General features: G+C 38.8%; 14 protein-coding genes. 11 read left to right on the forward strand and 3 right to left on the reverse strand.

All coding sequences use genetic code 11. From position 1 onward, the window contains the following. Positions 1 to 7 precede the first annotated feature (7 nt). Positions 8 to 217 (reverse strand): hypothetical protein, encoded by a 210-nt coding sequence (locus MS2017_RS11150; protein WP_139458112.1) that lies wholly within the window; start codon positions 215 to 217, stop codon positions 8 to 10. A gap of 121 nt (positions 218 to 338) precedes the next feature. Between MS2017_RS11150 and MS2017_RS03905 the strand changes: the two genes are divergently transcribed. The 11 genes from MS2017_RS03905 to MS2017_RS03955 all read left to right on the forward strand — a co-directional run bounded on the left by MS2017_RS03905 (position 339) and on the right by MS2017_RS03955 (position 13,493). Beyond that, positions 339 to 1,904, forward strand: a complete 1,566-nt coding sequence (locus MS2017_RS03905) for an RHS repeat domain-containing protein (RefSeq protein ID WP_122952221.1) — start codon at positions 339 to 341, stop codon at positions 1,902 to 1,904. Next, the gene (locus MS2017_RS03910) at positions 1,901 to 3,424 is read left to right on the forward strand and encodes an RHS repeat-associated core domain-containing protein (protein ID WP_122951322.1); all 1,524 of its coding nucleotides are present in this window, start codon (positions 1,901 to 1,903) and stop codon (positions 3,422 to 3,424) included. The genes MS2017_RS03905 and MS2017_RS03910 overlap by 4 nt, the downstream gene beginning before the upstream one ends. Continuing rightward, entirely contained in the window at positions 3,421 to 4,947 is a 1,527-nt protein-coding gene (locus MS2017_RS03915; RefSeq protein WP_122951323.1) for an RHS repeat-associated core domain-containing protein, read from the forward strand. The genes MS2017_RS03910 and MS2017_RS03915 overlap by 4 nt, the downstream gene beginning before the upstream one ends. Next, positions 4,947 to 6,464 (forward strand): RHS repeat-associated core domain-containing protein, encoded by a 1,518-nt coding sequence (locus tag MS2017_RS03920; protein WP_122951324.1) that lies wholly within the window; start codon positions 4,947 to 4,949, stop codon positions 6,462 to 6,464. Before MS2017_RS03915 ends, MS2017_RS03920 begins: the two co-directional genes overlap by 1 nt. Beyond that, positions 6,461 to 8,071: an RHS repeat-associated core domain-containing protein gene (locus MS2017_RS03925; RefSeq protein WP_122951325.1), complete on the forward strand. Its 1,611-nt coding sequence runs from the start codon at positions 6,461 to 6,463 to the stop codon at positions 8,069 to 8,071. Before MS2017_RS03920 ends, MS2017_RS03925 begins: the two co-directional genes overlap by 4 nt. A 196-nt stretch (positions 8,072 to 8,267) precedes the next feature. Further along, entirely contained in the window at positions 8,268 to 8,420 is a 153-nt protein-coding gene (locus tag MS2017_RS11155) for a hypothetical protein (protein ID WP_164707594.1), read from the forward strand. Then, positions 8,417 to 8,629 carry a hypothetical protein gene (locus MS2017_RS03935; protein WP_122951326.1) on the forward strand — a complete coding sequence of 71 codons (213 nt, stop codon included), beginning with the start codon at positions 8,417 to 8,419 and terminating at the stop codon, positions 8,627 to 8,629. Before MS2017_RS11155 ends, MS2017_RS03935 begins: the two co-directional genes overlap by 4 nt. Before the next feature lie 138 nt (positions 8,630 to 8,767). Continuing rightward, on the forward strand, positions 8,768 to 10,267 hold the full coding sequence (locus tag MS2017_RS03940; protein WP_122951327.1) for an RHS repeat-associated core domain-containing protein: 1,500 nt from the start codon (positions 8,768 to 8,770) through the stop codon (positions 10,265 to 10,267). Next, positions 10,264 to 11,784: an RHS repeat domain-containing protein gene (locus tag MS2017_RS03945; protein ID WP_122951328.1), complete on the forward strand. Its 1,521-nt coding sequence runs from the start codon at positions 10,264 to 10,266 to the stop codon at positions 11,782 to 11,784. The genes MS2017_RS03940 and MS2017_RS03945 overlap by 4 nt, the downstream gene beginning before the upstream one ends. Continuing rightward, positions 11,784 to 13,247 carry an RHS repeat-associated core domain-containing protein gene (locus MS2017_RS03950; protein ID WP_122951329.1) on the forward strand — a complete coding sequence of 488 codons (1,464 nt, stop codon included), beginning with the start codon at positions 11,784 to 11,786 and terminating at the stop codon, positions 13,245 to 13,247. The genes MS2017_RS03945 and MS2017_RS03950 overlap by 1 nt, the downstream gene beginning before the upstream one ends. A 33-nt stretch (positions 13,248 to 13,280) precedes the next feature. Then, a complete protein-coding gene (locus MS2017_RS03955; protein ID WP_122951330.1) occupies positions 13,281 to 13,493 on the forward strand; it encodes a hypothetical protein in 213 nt (70 codons plus the stop codon). Between the two features lie 38 nt (positions 13,494 to 13,531). On the opposite strand, the gene MS2017_RS03960 is transcribed toward MS2017_RS03955, so the two are convergent. Both MS2017_RS03960 and MS2017_RS03965 read right to left on the reverse strand, forming a co-directional pair. Next, positions 13,532 to 14,053, reverse strand: a complete 522-nt coding sequence (locus MS2017_RS03960; RefSeq protein ID WP_084032360.1) for a haloacid dehalogenase-like hydrolase — start codon at positions 14,051 to 14,053, stop codon at positions 13,532 to 13,534. Next, entirely contained in the window at positions 14,050 to 15,912 is a 1,863-nt protein-coding gene (locus tag MS2017_RS03965; protein WP_071564738.1) for an ATP-binding cassette domain-containing protein, read from the reverse strand. The genes MS2017_RS03960 and MS2017_RS03965 overlap by 4 nt, the downstream gene beginning before the upstream one ends. Positions 15,913 to 15,945 lie beyond the last annotated feature (33 nt).

Raw genomic sequence — 15,945 nt, forward strand, 5'->3', positions numbered from 1 at the left:
ACTTGCGTTATGCGACATAAATAATACTATTTTTAGAAGCAAACCAATGGGTCTTTTGTATTGGACATACATAGAGACCTTTGCATAAATATGGATGATTAGCAAAATTCAATTTTTGCCCACTTGGTAATTTTCTTAAACCTTGTCCTAGCAGAGTTAAGGCTGGGTTTAAAAAATTACCAAGTGGGTAAAACGAGGATTCTTGATGATTATTCATATTTATGCAAAGGTCTCACATATTAACCAAAGACCAGTTTCCACTCATTTGTAAATGTTTAATGATATACAATGAAATCAGTTTCAATAGATTGACAAAAATTAAAACTTTCTTTATATTAATGATAAAAATACCTAGTTTTTTGGAGTCTTACCGTCAAACTTATGCTTACGATGTGGGTGGTAACTTAATTCGTCTAGCACACCAAGCCCAAAGCAATACTTGGCAACAAACCATCAGCCCCCATCCACACAGCAACCGTGGCACTGAAAACAATAACCCAAATAACTTTGATGCCAATGGTAATTTATTAAATTTAGACAACATTGGCACTCTAAACTGGCATTACAACAACACCCTTAACAAACTCACCAAACAACACCAAGCCAATACCACAGAATACTATGTTTATGACCATCAAGGCAACCGAGTCCGCACTGCAATAGAATCTAACTATCAAGCACAAAGCCAAAAAACTTACCTCCCTTCACTAGACATTTTAACCAATATCAACAATCCACAAATCAACACCCTGCACATTGGCACCCACATTCTCAGCGAACAAACTAAAGACAGTGTACAAACCCGCTACCAACTCTCCAACCACCTAAAAACCAACACCTTGGAACTTAACGACCAAGCCCAAATCATCAGTTACGAACACTACTACCCCTATGGTGGCACTGCTATCATCGCCGGCAAAGACAAAACCCAAGTCCAGCAAAAACGCTACCGCTATACAGGCAAAGAAAGAGACGACAGCAGCGGCCTATACTATTATGGCGCCAGATACTTAGCCCCTTGGCTAGCAAGATGGATAAGCCCAGATTCAGCAGGCAGTGTTGATGGTTTGAATTTGTATGTTTATGTTGGTAATAATCCGCTTAAATATATTGACTCAATGGGGAATGTCAAGGTTTTTTCATTGACAGGATCGTTCTTTTATGAGATGGATGTATTAAGCCCAGTTGAAAGGGCGAATCACAATAATAGCACATTCTTGTTTCCAGAGGCATATCAAAGAGTGGTAGATATTGTTAGAAACATCCCCGCTGATCAATACAGTAAGTTAGAGGCTAGAACAGAATTTATTGTAGATTCAGAGGGAGATCGAGGGATTGCACTAGAAATAGAAGTTGAAACTGCAGTAACGACTGATCGCTTCCTTAATGCTATGAATTTTTCTACAGGAGTGCTAACCTTTAAGGCAAATTTTATGAACGATCATAAGCGCCCCGGCGATGACCTTGAGTTGAATGCAACACAAGTAACGGCTTATCAATATTTGGGAATGACAAAAATAGCAAAAGCACCAGATAGATTGCCTAAAATTTTTGTAAGAGAAAAGATAGGGAATAAGCTTGCACAATCAATAATAGCGACTTATGAAGCTAATAAAAACTACACGGAATTTAAAAAAGATTTTCTTAATGAGAGTGATAATGGCAGATCTTCTGTAAGAATTTCCCGTGCCTTTGGACTTGAAATAGCCGCCATAGAATTATCATATAGTCGTAACGACGCACATAATGTGCGCTTGCACTTAAGGCGACAATCTCCTTTGGATTCAACTACAACACCTTTTGTTTTGCCACCTCGTACCATGATGGACATGCATGGAACTAGAATGACACCGAAAAGAAGACAAAGGCAAAGGCAAAGACAAAGTCGTTGTATCATCTTATGAATCTGCTAGAACCTTATCAACAAATTTATATCTACGACACGGGTAGTAATTTAGTTTGCCTATCACACCAAGCCAAAAGCAACATTTGGCAACAAACCATTGGTATTCATCCAAACAGCAACCGTGGCACTGAAAACAACAGCCCAAATAACTTTGATGCCAATGGCAATTTATTAAATTTAGACAACATCGGAAAGTTAAATTGGCATTACAACAACACCCTTAACAAACTCACCAAACAAGACCAAGCCAACACCACAGAATACTATGTTTATGACTACCAAGGCAATAGAGTTCAAACCGTAATAGAATCTAACCATCAAGTGCAAAGTCAAAAAACCTACCTCCCTTCACTAGACATTTTAACCAATATCAACAATCCACAAATCAACACCCTGCACATCGGCACCCACATCCTCAGCGAACAAACTAAAGACAATACACAAACCCGCTATCAACTCTCCAGCCACCTACAAACCAATACCTTAGAACTCAACGATCAAGCCAAAATCATCAGTTATGAACATTATTACCCCTACGGTGGCACCGCCATCATCGCTGGCAAAGACAAAACCCAAGTCCAACAAAAACGCTACCGTTACACAGGTAAAGAAAGAGACGACAGCAGTGGCCTATACTATTATGGTGCCAGATACTTAGCCCCTTGGCTGGCAAGGTGGATAAGCCCAGATTCAGCAGGTAGGGCTAATGGTTTGAATTTGTATGTTTATGTGGGTAACAATCCGCTTAAATATATTGACCCAACAGGACATGTCAAGGTTTATTCATCCAACGGCCAGAATTACGATATGGATGTATTAAGCCCAGTTGAAATGGCAGACCACAATGATAGCACATTCTTGTTTCCTGAGGCATATCAAAGAGTAGTAGATATTGTTAGAAATATTCCTGCTGATGAATATCATAAGTTAGACCATGGAACGAAATTTTCTATAAAACCAGAAATAAATCACAGAAATGTACTGGCAGTTGAAGCCGAAACTCAAGTAACGACCGCTCTTTTTAGCAATGTTATGGATTTTCATACAGGGGTATTAACCTTTGAGGTAAACTATGCATGCAATCGTAAACAACCCGATTTTGACCTTAAGTTAAATGCAACACAAATAACAGCTTATCAATATTTAGGGATGACCAAAATATTCAAAGCAACAAATAGACTGCCTAAAACTTTTTTAAGAAAAAGAATATCGAACGACCTTGCAAACATAATAATAACGACTTATGAGTCTGACCAAAACTATTTAACATTCAGGAAAGTTTTCCTTAATGAAAGTGATAATGGCAGATCTTCTTTAAGAATTGCCTATGCTTTTGGCCTTAAGGTAACCTCTATAGAATTACATTATAATGGTGGTCGCGATGTTCACTTACACTTAAAGCGACAATCTACCTTAAAGTCAGTTGAAAAGCCTCTTGTTTTGCCGCCTCGCACAATGAATCCAGATGGAAGCAAAATACAACAACCAAGAAATCAAAGATGCTGCACTATCTTATGAATTTACTAGAATCTTATTGCCAAGATTACACCTACGATGTGGGTGGTAACTTAATTCGTCTAGCACACCAAGCCCAAAGCAACACTTGGCAACAAATCATCAGCCCTCATCCACACAGCAACCGTGGCACTGAAAACAACAACCCAAATAACTTTGATGCTAATGGCAATTTATTAAATTTAGACAACATTGGCACTCTAAACTGGCATTACAACAACACCCTTAGTAAACTCACCAAACAAGACCAAACTAACGCCATAGAATACTATGTTTACGACCACCAAGGCAATCGAGTTCGCACCGTAATAGAATCTAACCATCAAGTGCAAAACCAAAAAACTTACCTCCCTTCACTAGATATTTTAACCAATATCAACAATCCACAAATTAACACCCTACACATTGGCACCCACATTCTCAGCGAACATACCAAAGACAGTACACAAACCCGATACCAACTCTCCAGCCACCTAAAAACCAACACCTTGGAATTCAATGACCAGGCCCAAATCATCAGTTACGAGCACCACTACCCCTACGGTGGCACTACCATCATTGCTGGCAAAGACAAAACCCAGGTCCAACAAAAACGCTACCGCTACACAGGTAAAGAAAGAGACGACAGTAGTGGACTATACTATTATGGTGCCAGATACCTAGCCCCTTGGCTGGCAAGGTGGATAAGCCCAGATTCAGCAGGTAGTGTTGATGGTTTGAATTTGTATGTTTATGTGGGTAACAATCCGCTTAAATATATTGACCCAACAGGACAGGTCAAGGTTTATTCATTTAGAAACCGGAACTTTTACGATATAGACATATTAAGCCCAGTTGAAAGGGCAGATCACAATGATAGCACATTCTTGTTTCCTAAAGCATATCAAAGAGTGGTAAATATTGTTAGAAACATCCCTACTGACCAATACAGTAAGTTAGAGGCTAGAACAGAATTTACTATAAATTCAGAGGGGGATCAAGGGAATGCACTAGAAATTGAAGTTGAAACTTCAGTAACGACTGATCGTTTTTTTAATGCTATGAATTTTTCCACAGGAGTGCTAACCTTTAAGGCAAATTTTATGAGCGATCATAAGCAACCTAATGTTGACCTTAAGTTGAATGCAACACAAATAACAGCTTATCAATATTTAGGGATGACCAAAATAGCCAAAGCAATAAATAGATTGCCTAGAATGTTTTTAAGAGAAAAGATATCGAACACCCTTGCGAACATAATAATAACGACTTATGAGTCTGACCAAAACTATTCAACATTCAGGGAAGATTTTCTTAATGAAAGTGATAATGGCAGATCTTCTTTAAGAATTGCCCATGCTTTTGGCCTTGAGGTAACCTTTGTAGAATTACATCATAATGAGATTTATAATAGTGATGTTCGCTTACACTTAAAGCGACAATCTACCCTAAGGTCAATTGAAAGGCCTTTTGTTTTACCACCTCGCACAATGAATAAAGATGGAAGTAGGATAATACAACAAAGAAACCGACGCTATACTATCTGATGAATTTGCTAGAATCTTACCGTCAAACTCACACCTATGATATAGGTAATAATTTAATTCGTTTATCACGCCAAGCCCAAAGCAACGCTTGGCAACAAACCATTGATATTCACCCAAACAGCAACCGTGGCACTGAAAACAACAACCCAAATAACTTTGATACCAATGGCAATTTATTAAATTTAGACAACATCGGAAAGTTAAATTGGCATTACAACAACACCCTTGCTAAACTCGTTAAACAAGACAAAATCAACGCCATAGAATACTATGTCTACGACCATCAAGGCAATCGAGTCCGTACCGTAATAGAAACTAACCATCAAGCACAAAGCCAAAAAACTTACCTCCCTTCACTAGACATTTTAACCAATATCAACAATCCACAAATCAACACTCTGCACATTGGCACCCACATCCTCAGCGAACAAACTAAAGACAGTGCACAAACCCGTTACCAACTCTCCAGCCATCTACAAACCAATACCTTAGAACTCAACGATCAAGCCAAAATCATCAGTTACGAACATTACTACCCCTACGGTGGCACCGCCATCATCGCCGGCAAAGACAAAACCCAAGTCCAACAAAAACGCTACCGTTATACAGGCAAAGAAAGAGACGACAGCAGCGGCTTGTGCTATTACGGTGCCAGATACTTAGCCCCTTGGCTGGCAAGGTGGATAAGCCCAGATTCAGCAGGCAGTGTTGATGGTTTGAATTTGTATGTTTATGTTGGCAATAATCCACTTAAGTATGTAGATCCGACAGGATATGCCAAGGTTTATTCATTTAAAGGCTTGAATCTTTACGATATAGATGTATTAAGTCCAGTTGGAATGTCAGTTCACAACGATAGTACATTCTTGTTTCCTGAGGCATACCAAAGAGTCGTGGATACTGTTAGAAATATTCCTGCTGATGAATATCATAAATTAGACCGTGGAACGAGATTTTCTATAAAATCAAGAGGAGATCGCGGAAATGTACTGGCAGTTGAAGCCAGAACTCAAGTAACGACCGATCTTTTTACCAATATGATGGATTTTTCTACAGGGGTGCTAACCTTTGAGATAAATTTTGCATGCAATCGTAGGCAACCCAATTCTGACCTTAAGTTGAATGCAACACAAATAACAGCTTATCAATATTTAGGGATGAGCAAAATAGCCAAAGCAACAAATAGATTGCCTAGAACTTTTTTAAGAGAAGGTATATCGAACGCCCTTGCAAACATAATAATAATGACTTATGAGTTTGACCGAAACTATTTAACATTCAGGAAAGATTTTCTTTATGAAAGTGACAATGGCAGATCTTCTTTAAGAATTGCCCACGCTTTTAGCCTTAAGGTAGCCTCTATAGAATTACATCGCAACAATGGTCGTAATGTTTATTTATACTTAGAGCGACAATCTGCCTTAGAGTCAGTTGAAAGACCTTTTGTTTTGCCACCTCGAACAATGGATAAAAATGGAAATAGAATAATAGAACAAAAAAATTGTACCATCTTATGAATTTGCTAGAATCTTACCATCAAACTTACGCCTACGATATAGGTAATAATTTAATTTTCCTGTCACATCAAGCCCAAAGCAACACTTGGCAACAAACCATCAGCCCCCATCCACACAGCAACCGTGGCACCGAAAATAATAACCCAAATAACTTTGATGCCAATGGCAATTTATTAAATTTAGACAACATCGGAAAGTTAAATTGGCATTACAACAACACCCTTGCTAAACTCGTTAAACAAGACAAAATCAACGCCATAGAATACTATGTTTACGACCATCAAGGCAATCGAGTCCGTACCGTAATAGAATCTAACCATCAAGCACAAAGCCAAAAAATTTACCTCCCTTCACTAGACATTTTAACCAATATCAACAATCCACAAATCAACACCCTGCACATCGGCACCCACATCCTCAGCGAACAAACTAAAGACAGTGCACAAACCCGTTACCAACTCTCCAGCCATCTACAAACCAATACCTTAGAACTCAACGATCAAGCCAAAATCATCAGTTACGAACATTACTACCCCTACGGTGGCACCGCCATCATCGCCGGCAAAGACAAAACCCAAGTCCAACAAAAACGCTACCGTTATACAGGCAAAGAAAGAGACGACAGCAGCGGCTTGTGCTATTACGGTGCCAGATACTTAGCCCCTTGGCTGGCAAGGTGGATAAGCCCAGATTTAGCAGGCAGTGTTGATGGTTTGAATTTGTATGTCTATGTTGGCAATAATCCACTTAAATATACAGACCCAACAGGGCATGGTAAAACAGACGGTGCTGAGGAAAATGTTATTAACACAATAGGTTTGAATGAATTTTTAACGAGGGTAAAGGGGCAAGCAAGTACTAATGAATTAAACATTTGGATTGGAGAAAGACATAGTGAACCAAGTGGATACAAGTTGTTGTTGGCTTTGACAGAAAGCATTGATTCTAGTTTCATTGGAAATTTAGTGCTTGAAGGTGTAAATGTTTCTGAAAGTCAACAGCTTATGCCAATACAAGATCTAGAGAGGTTTCGAGAGTCAGAAATTCAAAAGGCGAATTTAACCAATAAAAGTATTCAAAAAGCCCTAGAAACTGCTAATTATAAGATAAAAGCAAGTAGGCTAATAGGTGGGAAGCATAACTTTATGGGTTCTTTTATTGGTAGAAAGAGGTGGGCGAATCCCCGGTCAGAAATTTCAAGAATAACAGGTAGTTTATTTGCAGTAGTCGGTGCTGCTCACCTATTAACAGCCATAATACCTGAAGAATGTTTAGGTATTATGCATCAAGACGCATTACCTGTTCAAGATCATCTTAGGCCTGACACAAGTATTGCTTTAATCCCACAAAATATCATTTCTCACGTCAGCGAAGTCTCCTTCGCCTTTAGGGGGAACAATTCAGGCGTTGAACTTGCATTATGGGTTAGAGGCAAAAACAATACAATAGACGATGCATTTTTAGTGGTGGGCAGGGGGAAGGCAATGAAAAGACTGTTTAGTGATATAGCCAAACCAATTTTAACGGATTTAAGTCAATTAGGTCCTATTAGAGGACCCTTGCCGTGTGCAGCAAATTATCATGCAATAAAAGAAACCTTTGTATAGAGACCTGTGCTATTTATTGACAGCCCAAATCATCAAAACCCAAATCCAACAAAAATGCTATCGTTACAGGCAAAGAAAGAGATGATAGCGGTGGTCTGCACTATTACGGTGCGCTCCTTGGCTGGCAAGATGGATAAGCCCAGATTCAGCAGGCAGTGTTTATGTTGATAATAATCCGTTTAAACATATTGACTCAATGGAGAATATCAAGGTTTTTCCATTGATAGAATCGTCCTTTTATGAGATAGATGTATTAAGCCCAACTGAAAGGGCGAATCACAATAATCACCTCAGCATTGACCTTGAGTTGAATGCAACACAAGTAACGGTTTATCAATATTTGGAATGACAAAAATAGCGAAAGCACCAGATAGATTGCCTAGATTTTTTGTAAGAAAAAAGATCAAAAGTGCATTTGTACAAGCAATAATAGCGACTTATGAGGCTAATCAAAACTACCCGAAATTTAAAAAAGTTTTTCTTAATGAAAGTGATAATGGCAGATCTTCTGTAAGAATTGCCCATGTTTTTGGCCTTAAGGTAATTTCTATAGAATGACATCGTAATAATAGTTGTAATGTTAGAGCGGAAATCTACCTTAAGGCCAATTGAAACACCTTTTGTTTTACCACCTTGCACAATGAATCCAGATGGAAGTAAAATACAATCAAGAAATCAAAGACTCTGTACTATCTGATGAATTTACTAGAATCTTATTGCCAAAATTACACCTACGATGTGGGTGGTAACTTAATTCGTCTAGCACACCAAGCCCAAAGCAACACTTGGCAACAAATCATCAGCCCTCACCCACACAGCAACCGTGGCACTGAAAACAATAACCCAAATAACTTTGATACCAATGGTAATTTATTAAATTTAGACAACATTGGCACTCTAAACTGGCATTACAACAACACCCTTAACAAACTCACCAAACAACACCAAACCAACACCACAGAATACTATGTTTATGACCACCAAGGCAACCGAGTCCGCACGGTGATAGAGTCTAATAATCAAGCACAAAGTCAAACAACCTATCTCCCTTCACTCGACATCCTAACCAATATAAACCACCCACAAACCAACACCCTACACATCGGCACCCACATTCTCAGCGAACACACCAAAGACAGCACACAAACCCGCTACCAACTCTCCAACCACCTAAAAACCAACACCTTGGAACTTAACGACCAAGCCCAAATCATCAGTTACGAACACTATTACCCCTATGGTGGCACTGCTATCATCGCTGGCAAAGACAAAACCCAAGTCCAACAAAAACGCTACCGCTACACAGACAAAGAAAGAGACGACAGCAGTGGCCTATACTATTATGGTGCCAGATACTTAGCCCCTTGGCTAGCAAGATGGATAAGCCCAGATTCAGCAGGCAGCGCTGATGGTTTGAATTTGTATGTTTATGTGGGCAACAATCCGCTTAAATATATTGATCCGACAGGGCGTGTTAAGGTTTATCCGATTGCAGGCTCACCGCCTTATGAGATAAATATATTAAGTCCAGTTGAAGAGGTAGAGCATAATGACAGCACATTCAAGTTTCCAGAAGCGTACCAAAGAGTGTTGGATATTGTTAGAAGCATTCCTGCTGATAAATACCATGCGTTAAACACCTCCACAGAGTTTACTATCGAATCAGAAAGGGAGCACGAGGATGCACTGAAAATTAAGTCCACCACTATAATAATGTTTGATGTGTTTATTAATGCCATGGATTTTTCTACAGGTGTATTAACCTTTAGAGAAAATTTTAAACATAATGTTCCTGATTTTGGTTTGAATGCATTGCAAATAACGGCTTATCAGTATATAGGAATGACAAAAATAGCCAAAGCACCAGACAGACTACCCAGAACTTTTTTAAGGGAAAATATGACAAATGTTCTCGCAAAAAATATAGCAATGACTTATGAAGTTGACCAAAAATATCTGAAATTTAGGGAAAACTTTCTTAATGAGTCCGATAATGGCAGATCTTCTTTAAGGATTGCCCACACTTTTGGTCTTGAGGTAACTCATATAGGGTTAGAGAGTTATTATAGTGTTCGTTTGCATTTGCAGCAGCAGACCCCCTTAAGAGATATTTTTGTTTTGCCACCTCGCACAATGAATCCAGATGGGAGTAAAATAAGACGACCAAGAAATCGAACCTCCTGTGCCATCTTATGAATTTACTAGGATTCTATCAACAAACCTACACCTACGACACAGGTAGTAATCTAATCCACCTGTTGCACCAAGCAAAAAGCAATACCTGGCAACAAGCCATTATCCCTCAACCGCATAGCAACCGTAGCACTGAAGACAATAACCCAAATAATTTTGACGCCAACGGCAATTTATTAAACCTAGATAACATTGGCAACCTCGATTGGCATTACAACAACACCCTTAACAAGCTCACCAAACAAGACAAAGCTAACACCATAGAATATTATACCTATGACCACCAAGGCAACCGAGTCCGCACCGTTATTGAAGCCAATAACCAAATACAAAGCCAAAGAAACTATCTTCCTTCACTAGATATTTCAACCAACCAAACCAAGCAAACCAACACTCTACATATTGGCACCCGTATCCTCAACGAACAAACCAAAGGCAGTAATCAAACCCGCTACCAACTCTCCAGCCACCTGCAAACCAATACTTTAGAGCTTAATGACCAAGCCCAAATCATCAGTTACGAACATTATTACCCCTACGGTGGCACCGCCATTATCACTGGCAAAGACAAAGCCCAGGTCCAACAAAAACGCTACCGCTACACAAGCAAAGAAAGAGACGATAGCAGTGGTCTATATTATTACGGTGCCAGATACCTAGCCCCTTGGCTAGCAAGATGGATAAGCCCAGATTCAGCAAGCAGCGCTGATGGTTTGAATTTGTATGTTTATGTGGGCAACAATCCGCTTAAATATATTGACCCAACGGGACAGGTCAAGGTTTATCCATTTAAAAGCCTAAGTTTTTACGATATGGATGTATTGAGTCCAGTTGAAATGGCAGATCACAATGATAGTACATTCTTGTTTCCTGAAGCGTACCAAAGAGTAGTAGATATTGTTAGAAATATTCCTGCTGATGAATATCGTAAGTTAGACCATGGGACAAAATTTTCTATAAAATCAGAAGAAAGTCACGGAAATGTACTGGCAGTTGAATCCAGAACTCGAGTAACGACCGATCTTTTTATCAATGATATGAATTTTTCTACAGGCGTATTAACCTTTGGGATAAATTTTATATGCGAGCACAACATGCCTGCTCTTGACCTTAAGTTGAATGCAACACAAATAACAGCTTATCAATATTTAGGGATGACCAAAATAGCCAAAGCAATAAATAGGCTGCCTAAAATGTTGTTAAGAGAAAGCATAGGGAACCCCCTTGCAAAAATAATAATAGCAACTTATGAGTCTGACCGAAACTATTTACAATTCAGAAAAGATTTTCTTAATGAGAGTGATAATGGCAGATCTTCTTCAAGAATTGCTCATGCTTTTGGTCTTGAGACAACCTTTATAGAATTACATTGTAATGGCAAGGACCGTGATGTTCATTTACACTTAAGGCAACAACTTGTCTTGGAGCCAGTTGAAAAGCCTTTTATTTTACCACCTCGCACAATGAATAAAGATGGCAGCAGAATAATACGACAAAGAAACCGAAGTTCTACTATCTGATGAATTTACTAGAATCTTACCATCAAACTTACACCTATGATATGGGCGATAATTTAATTCGTCTAGCACACCAAGCCCAAAGCAACACTTGGCAACAAACTATTAGCCCCCATCCACACAGCAACCGTGGCACTGAAAACAATAACCCAAATAACTTTGATGCCAATGGTAATTTATTAAATTTAGACAATATTGGCATTCTAAACTGGCATTACAACAACACCCTTAACAAACTCACCAAACAACACCAAACCAACACCACAGAATACTATGTTTATGACCACCAAGGCAACCGAGTCCGCACGGTGATAGAGTCTAACAATCAAGCACAAAGTCAAACAACCTATCTCCCTTCACTCGACATCCTAACCAATATAAACCACCCACAAACCAACACCCTACACATCGGCACCCACATTCTCAGCGAACACACCAAAGACAGTACACAAACCCATTACCAACTCTCCAACCACCTAAAAACCAACACCTTGGAACTTAACGACCAAGCCCAAATCATCAGTTACGAACACTATTACCCCTATGGTGGCACTGCTATCATTGCCGGCAAAGACAAAACCCAAGTCCAACAAAAACGCTACCGCTACACAGGCAAAGAAAGAGACGACAGCAGTGGCCTATACTATTATGGTGCCAGATACTTAGCCCCTTGGCTAGCAAGATGGATAAGCCCAGATTCAGCAGGCAGCGCTGATGGTTTGAATTTGTATGTTTATGCGGGCAACAATCCGCTTAAATATATTGACCCAACAGGACGGGTTAAGGTTTATCCATTTGACACCCAAGCAAAGCCTTATTCCGTAGATGTGTTAAGTTTAGTTACCAATGTAGAGCCAAGAGCTAATTTATTTTTCCTTCCTGAAGCGTATCAAAAAATGGAAAATATTGTGAGAAACCTACCCGCTGATATATATCGTGAACTAGATGCCACGACAACATTTCATATAAAATCAGAAGGAGGGTTGTATCTGGGGGCAAAAACCAAACCAGGACCTGGTCTATATGATAATTATATAGATTTTTCTGAAGGAGGCCTTATCTTTGGTTTTAATATTAAGAATGAAGAATTTGAGAAACATTTCCTGAGCATAAATGCAACACAAATAACAGCCTATCAATATTTAGGAATGTCAAAAATAGCCAAATCATCAGGTTATTTACCCAGAACTTTTTTAAGAAAGCAGGTAGTAAATGATGCCGCAGAAAAAATATTAAAGACTTATGAGTTAGATAAAAATTATTCACAATTCAGGGAAAACTTTCTTTTGAAGTCTGATAACGGCAGATCTTCTTTAAGAATTTCTGATGCCTTTGGTCTTGAAATAACTTCTGTGCATATGGAGCGTACTATTACTAAGTATTATGATGTTCGCTTACGGTTGCAACCACAAAATCCCTTGAGATCTATTGAAAACCCTTTAGTTTTACCGCCCCGAATCCCTTAAGAGACCTTCTGCATTGGACATAAATATTAATTAATGAGTATTATATTTACTCCAAAAACCCCTGATAACTTAATTCGAGACCTTTGTATAAATATAAATAATCATCAAGAGTCCGATTTTTACCCACTTGATAATTTTTTAAACCCAGCCTTAGCCCTGTTAGGACAAGATTTAAGAAAATTACCAATGGCACAAAAATTGAATTTTGCTAATCATCCATATTTATGCAAAGGTCTCAATTGGTAATACCTGTTGCTTTATTTTCAATTTATTTAATAATTTTCTTAGAGAATCAAAGTGTTTAGGTGTTGTGTTTTTTTAATAACTTTGTCTGATACATTGATTAAAATCGCAAGATTTGACGCTTCCCAAACGGGTAAATCACGCATATGGTCACCTATATAATCAAATTTTTGCGCGCCAAAGCGCTCAATTAATTTTTTGGCTTTGTTGTGTGAAGAGAGATTAAAGTCTTTGTTGCTTGCCATTACATCGTTAAATAATTTTAGGTGTTTTGCGACGGAGAGTGCGTAAACTTTGTGCGAGGCGGTGGCAAGAATGATAATGTCACCTTGTTTTTTGCGTTTCTTAATATAGGCAATGGTGGTTGTGTTGTAGGGTAGTTTGCTGATGTCTATTTCACAGCGCTTAACCAATTGTTCTTTTAAGTATCCTTTGCCGATAAAAAACCAAAAAGGATAAAGTAATATTAACCACGGGCTTTTTTTTAATACTACCATTGAGGATTCATACAACAAATCAGTGTTAATGAGCGTGTGGTCTAAGTCAACAATGAGTGGGGTCATTCTAATGTGCTCCATTTTTCATAATAACGCGCCAAATCGGCTTCTAATCTTGATAGGCGAACGAGCGCCTCTTGGGATTCTGGTTGTTGGAAAAATTCAGGGTCTGCGAGTTGTAATTGTATGGCCTTAATTTCAGCTTCTGCTGTTTCGATTTTATGGGGTAATTTTTCCAATGCTTGTTGTTGTTTGTAACTCAGTTTTTGCTTAGGGTTACCAGGTGTTTTCTTCTCTTGTTTTGATTTGGATTGCACTTTGGTTTTGACTTGATTGTCTAAATTGTCTTGTTTTTGCGTTAGATAATCGTCATAACCGCCAGCATATTGATTGATGACACCATCGCCATCCATGACAACGGTAGAGCCTACGACATTGTTCAAAAAAGTTCTATCGTGTGAAATTAAAATTAATGTGCCTGTGTATTCCACCAACATTTCTTCTAGCAGTTCCAAGGTTTCCACATCAAGGTCATTGGTTGGCTCATCAAGCACTAATAAATTGGCGGGTTGAGAGAGAATTTTTGCCAACATTAGGCGGTTTTTTTCACCACCAGAAAACATTTTAATGGGTGCCATTGCCTGCTTTCCAGTAAATAAAAACTGACGCAAATACCCGATTATGTGTTTGCTTTTGCCACCAATATTAATATGCTCGCTACCACCTGAGACAAAATCCATTGCCTTCATATTGGGCTTTAACATTTCACGCATTTGGTCAAAATAAGCCAATTTAATGGTTTTGGAACGGCGTATGCTGCCGCTGCTGGGCTGTAATTCATCAAGCAATAATTTAATAAAGGTTGATTTGCCTGAGCCGTTGCCACCAATGATGCCGATTTTTTCCCCTTTCAACACCAGCATAGAAAAGTCTTTGACCAATTGCAAATCGCCAATAGAGTATGACATTTTTTTGATTTCAAATACCAGTTTTGAGGCACGCTTTTCATCTTCTGCCACTGAATGTATCTTAACTTTGCCTTGTTTTTGTCTGCGATTAACAAAAGAATTGCGCATTTCTTGCAAGGCACGCACACGGCCTTCGTTGCGGGTTCTTCTGGCTTTGATGCCTTGACGAATCCACACTTCTTCTTGAGCCAGTTTTTTGTCAAATCTTTTGTTTGCCATTGTTTCTGAGTTAAGCAAATTGTCTTTGCGCTTTACATAGTCTTGGTAACCACATTCAAACACCGCTAGATTGCCACGGTCCAAATCAAAAACTTTATTGACAATGCCGGCAATAAATGCACGGTCATGACTAATGAGCACCAAAGTACCGTGATAGTCTTTGAGCATTTTTTCTAAGTCAAGAATAGCGGTAATATCCATGTGGTTCGTGGGCTCATCAAGTAGCAACACATTCGGTTCTTGTATCAATGCACGGGCTAACATTACTCGTCGTCGCCAGCCACCAGATAGGGTGGATAAAATGACTTCTGCGTTGAGTGTAAAACGATTCAGAATGGTTTCAATCTTGTGTAAATATTGCCAACCATCAAGGCGATCGATTTCTTCTTGCAATTCGGCGGCTTCGTCCAGTTTTTCGTCTGCCATAAAATGTTGATATTTTGTCAATACAATGCCAATATCCCCCAAACCTTCAGCAACAATATCAAATAAATTTTTGTCATTGTCTTCTGGCGGGCTTTGCTCTAAATAACTGATTTTGATGCCATTTTTAACTTTGACTTTGCCATCATCTGGTTCAATTGCGCCAGCAAGCACACGCATAAAAGTGGATTTTCCTTCGCCATTGCGTCCAATGAGGGCGATTTTATCGCCTTTTAAGATGGTGGTGCTGACTTCATTTAGGATTAATTTTTCAGAAAAATTAAGGGAAATATTATCAAGTGTAATTAGTGGCATAGGTTAAAATTATTTATTTTTGATTAATAGAGA

This window comes from Bathymodiolus thermophilus thioautotrophic gill symbiont, assembly GCF_003711265.1.
Classification (GTDB): domain Bacteria; phylum Pseudomonadota; class Gammaproteobacteria; order PS1; family Pseudothioglobaceae; genus Thiodubiliella.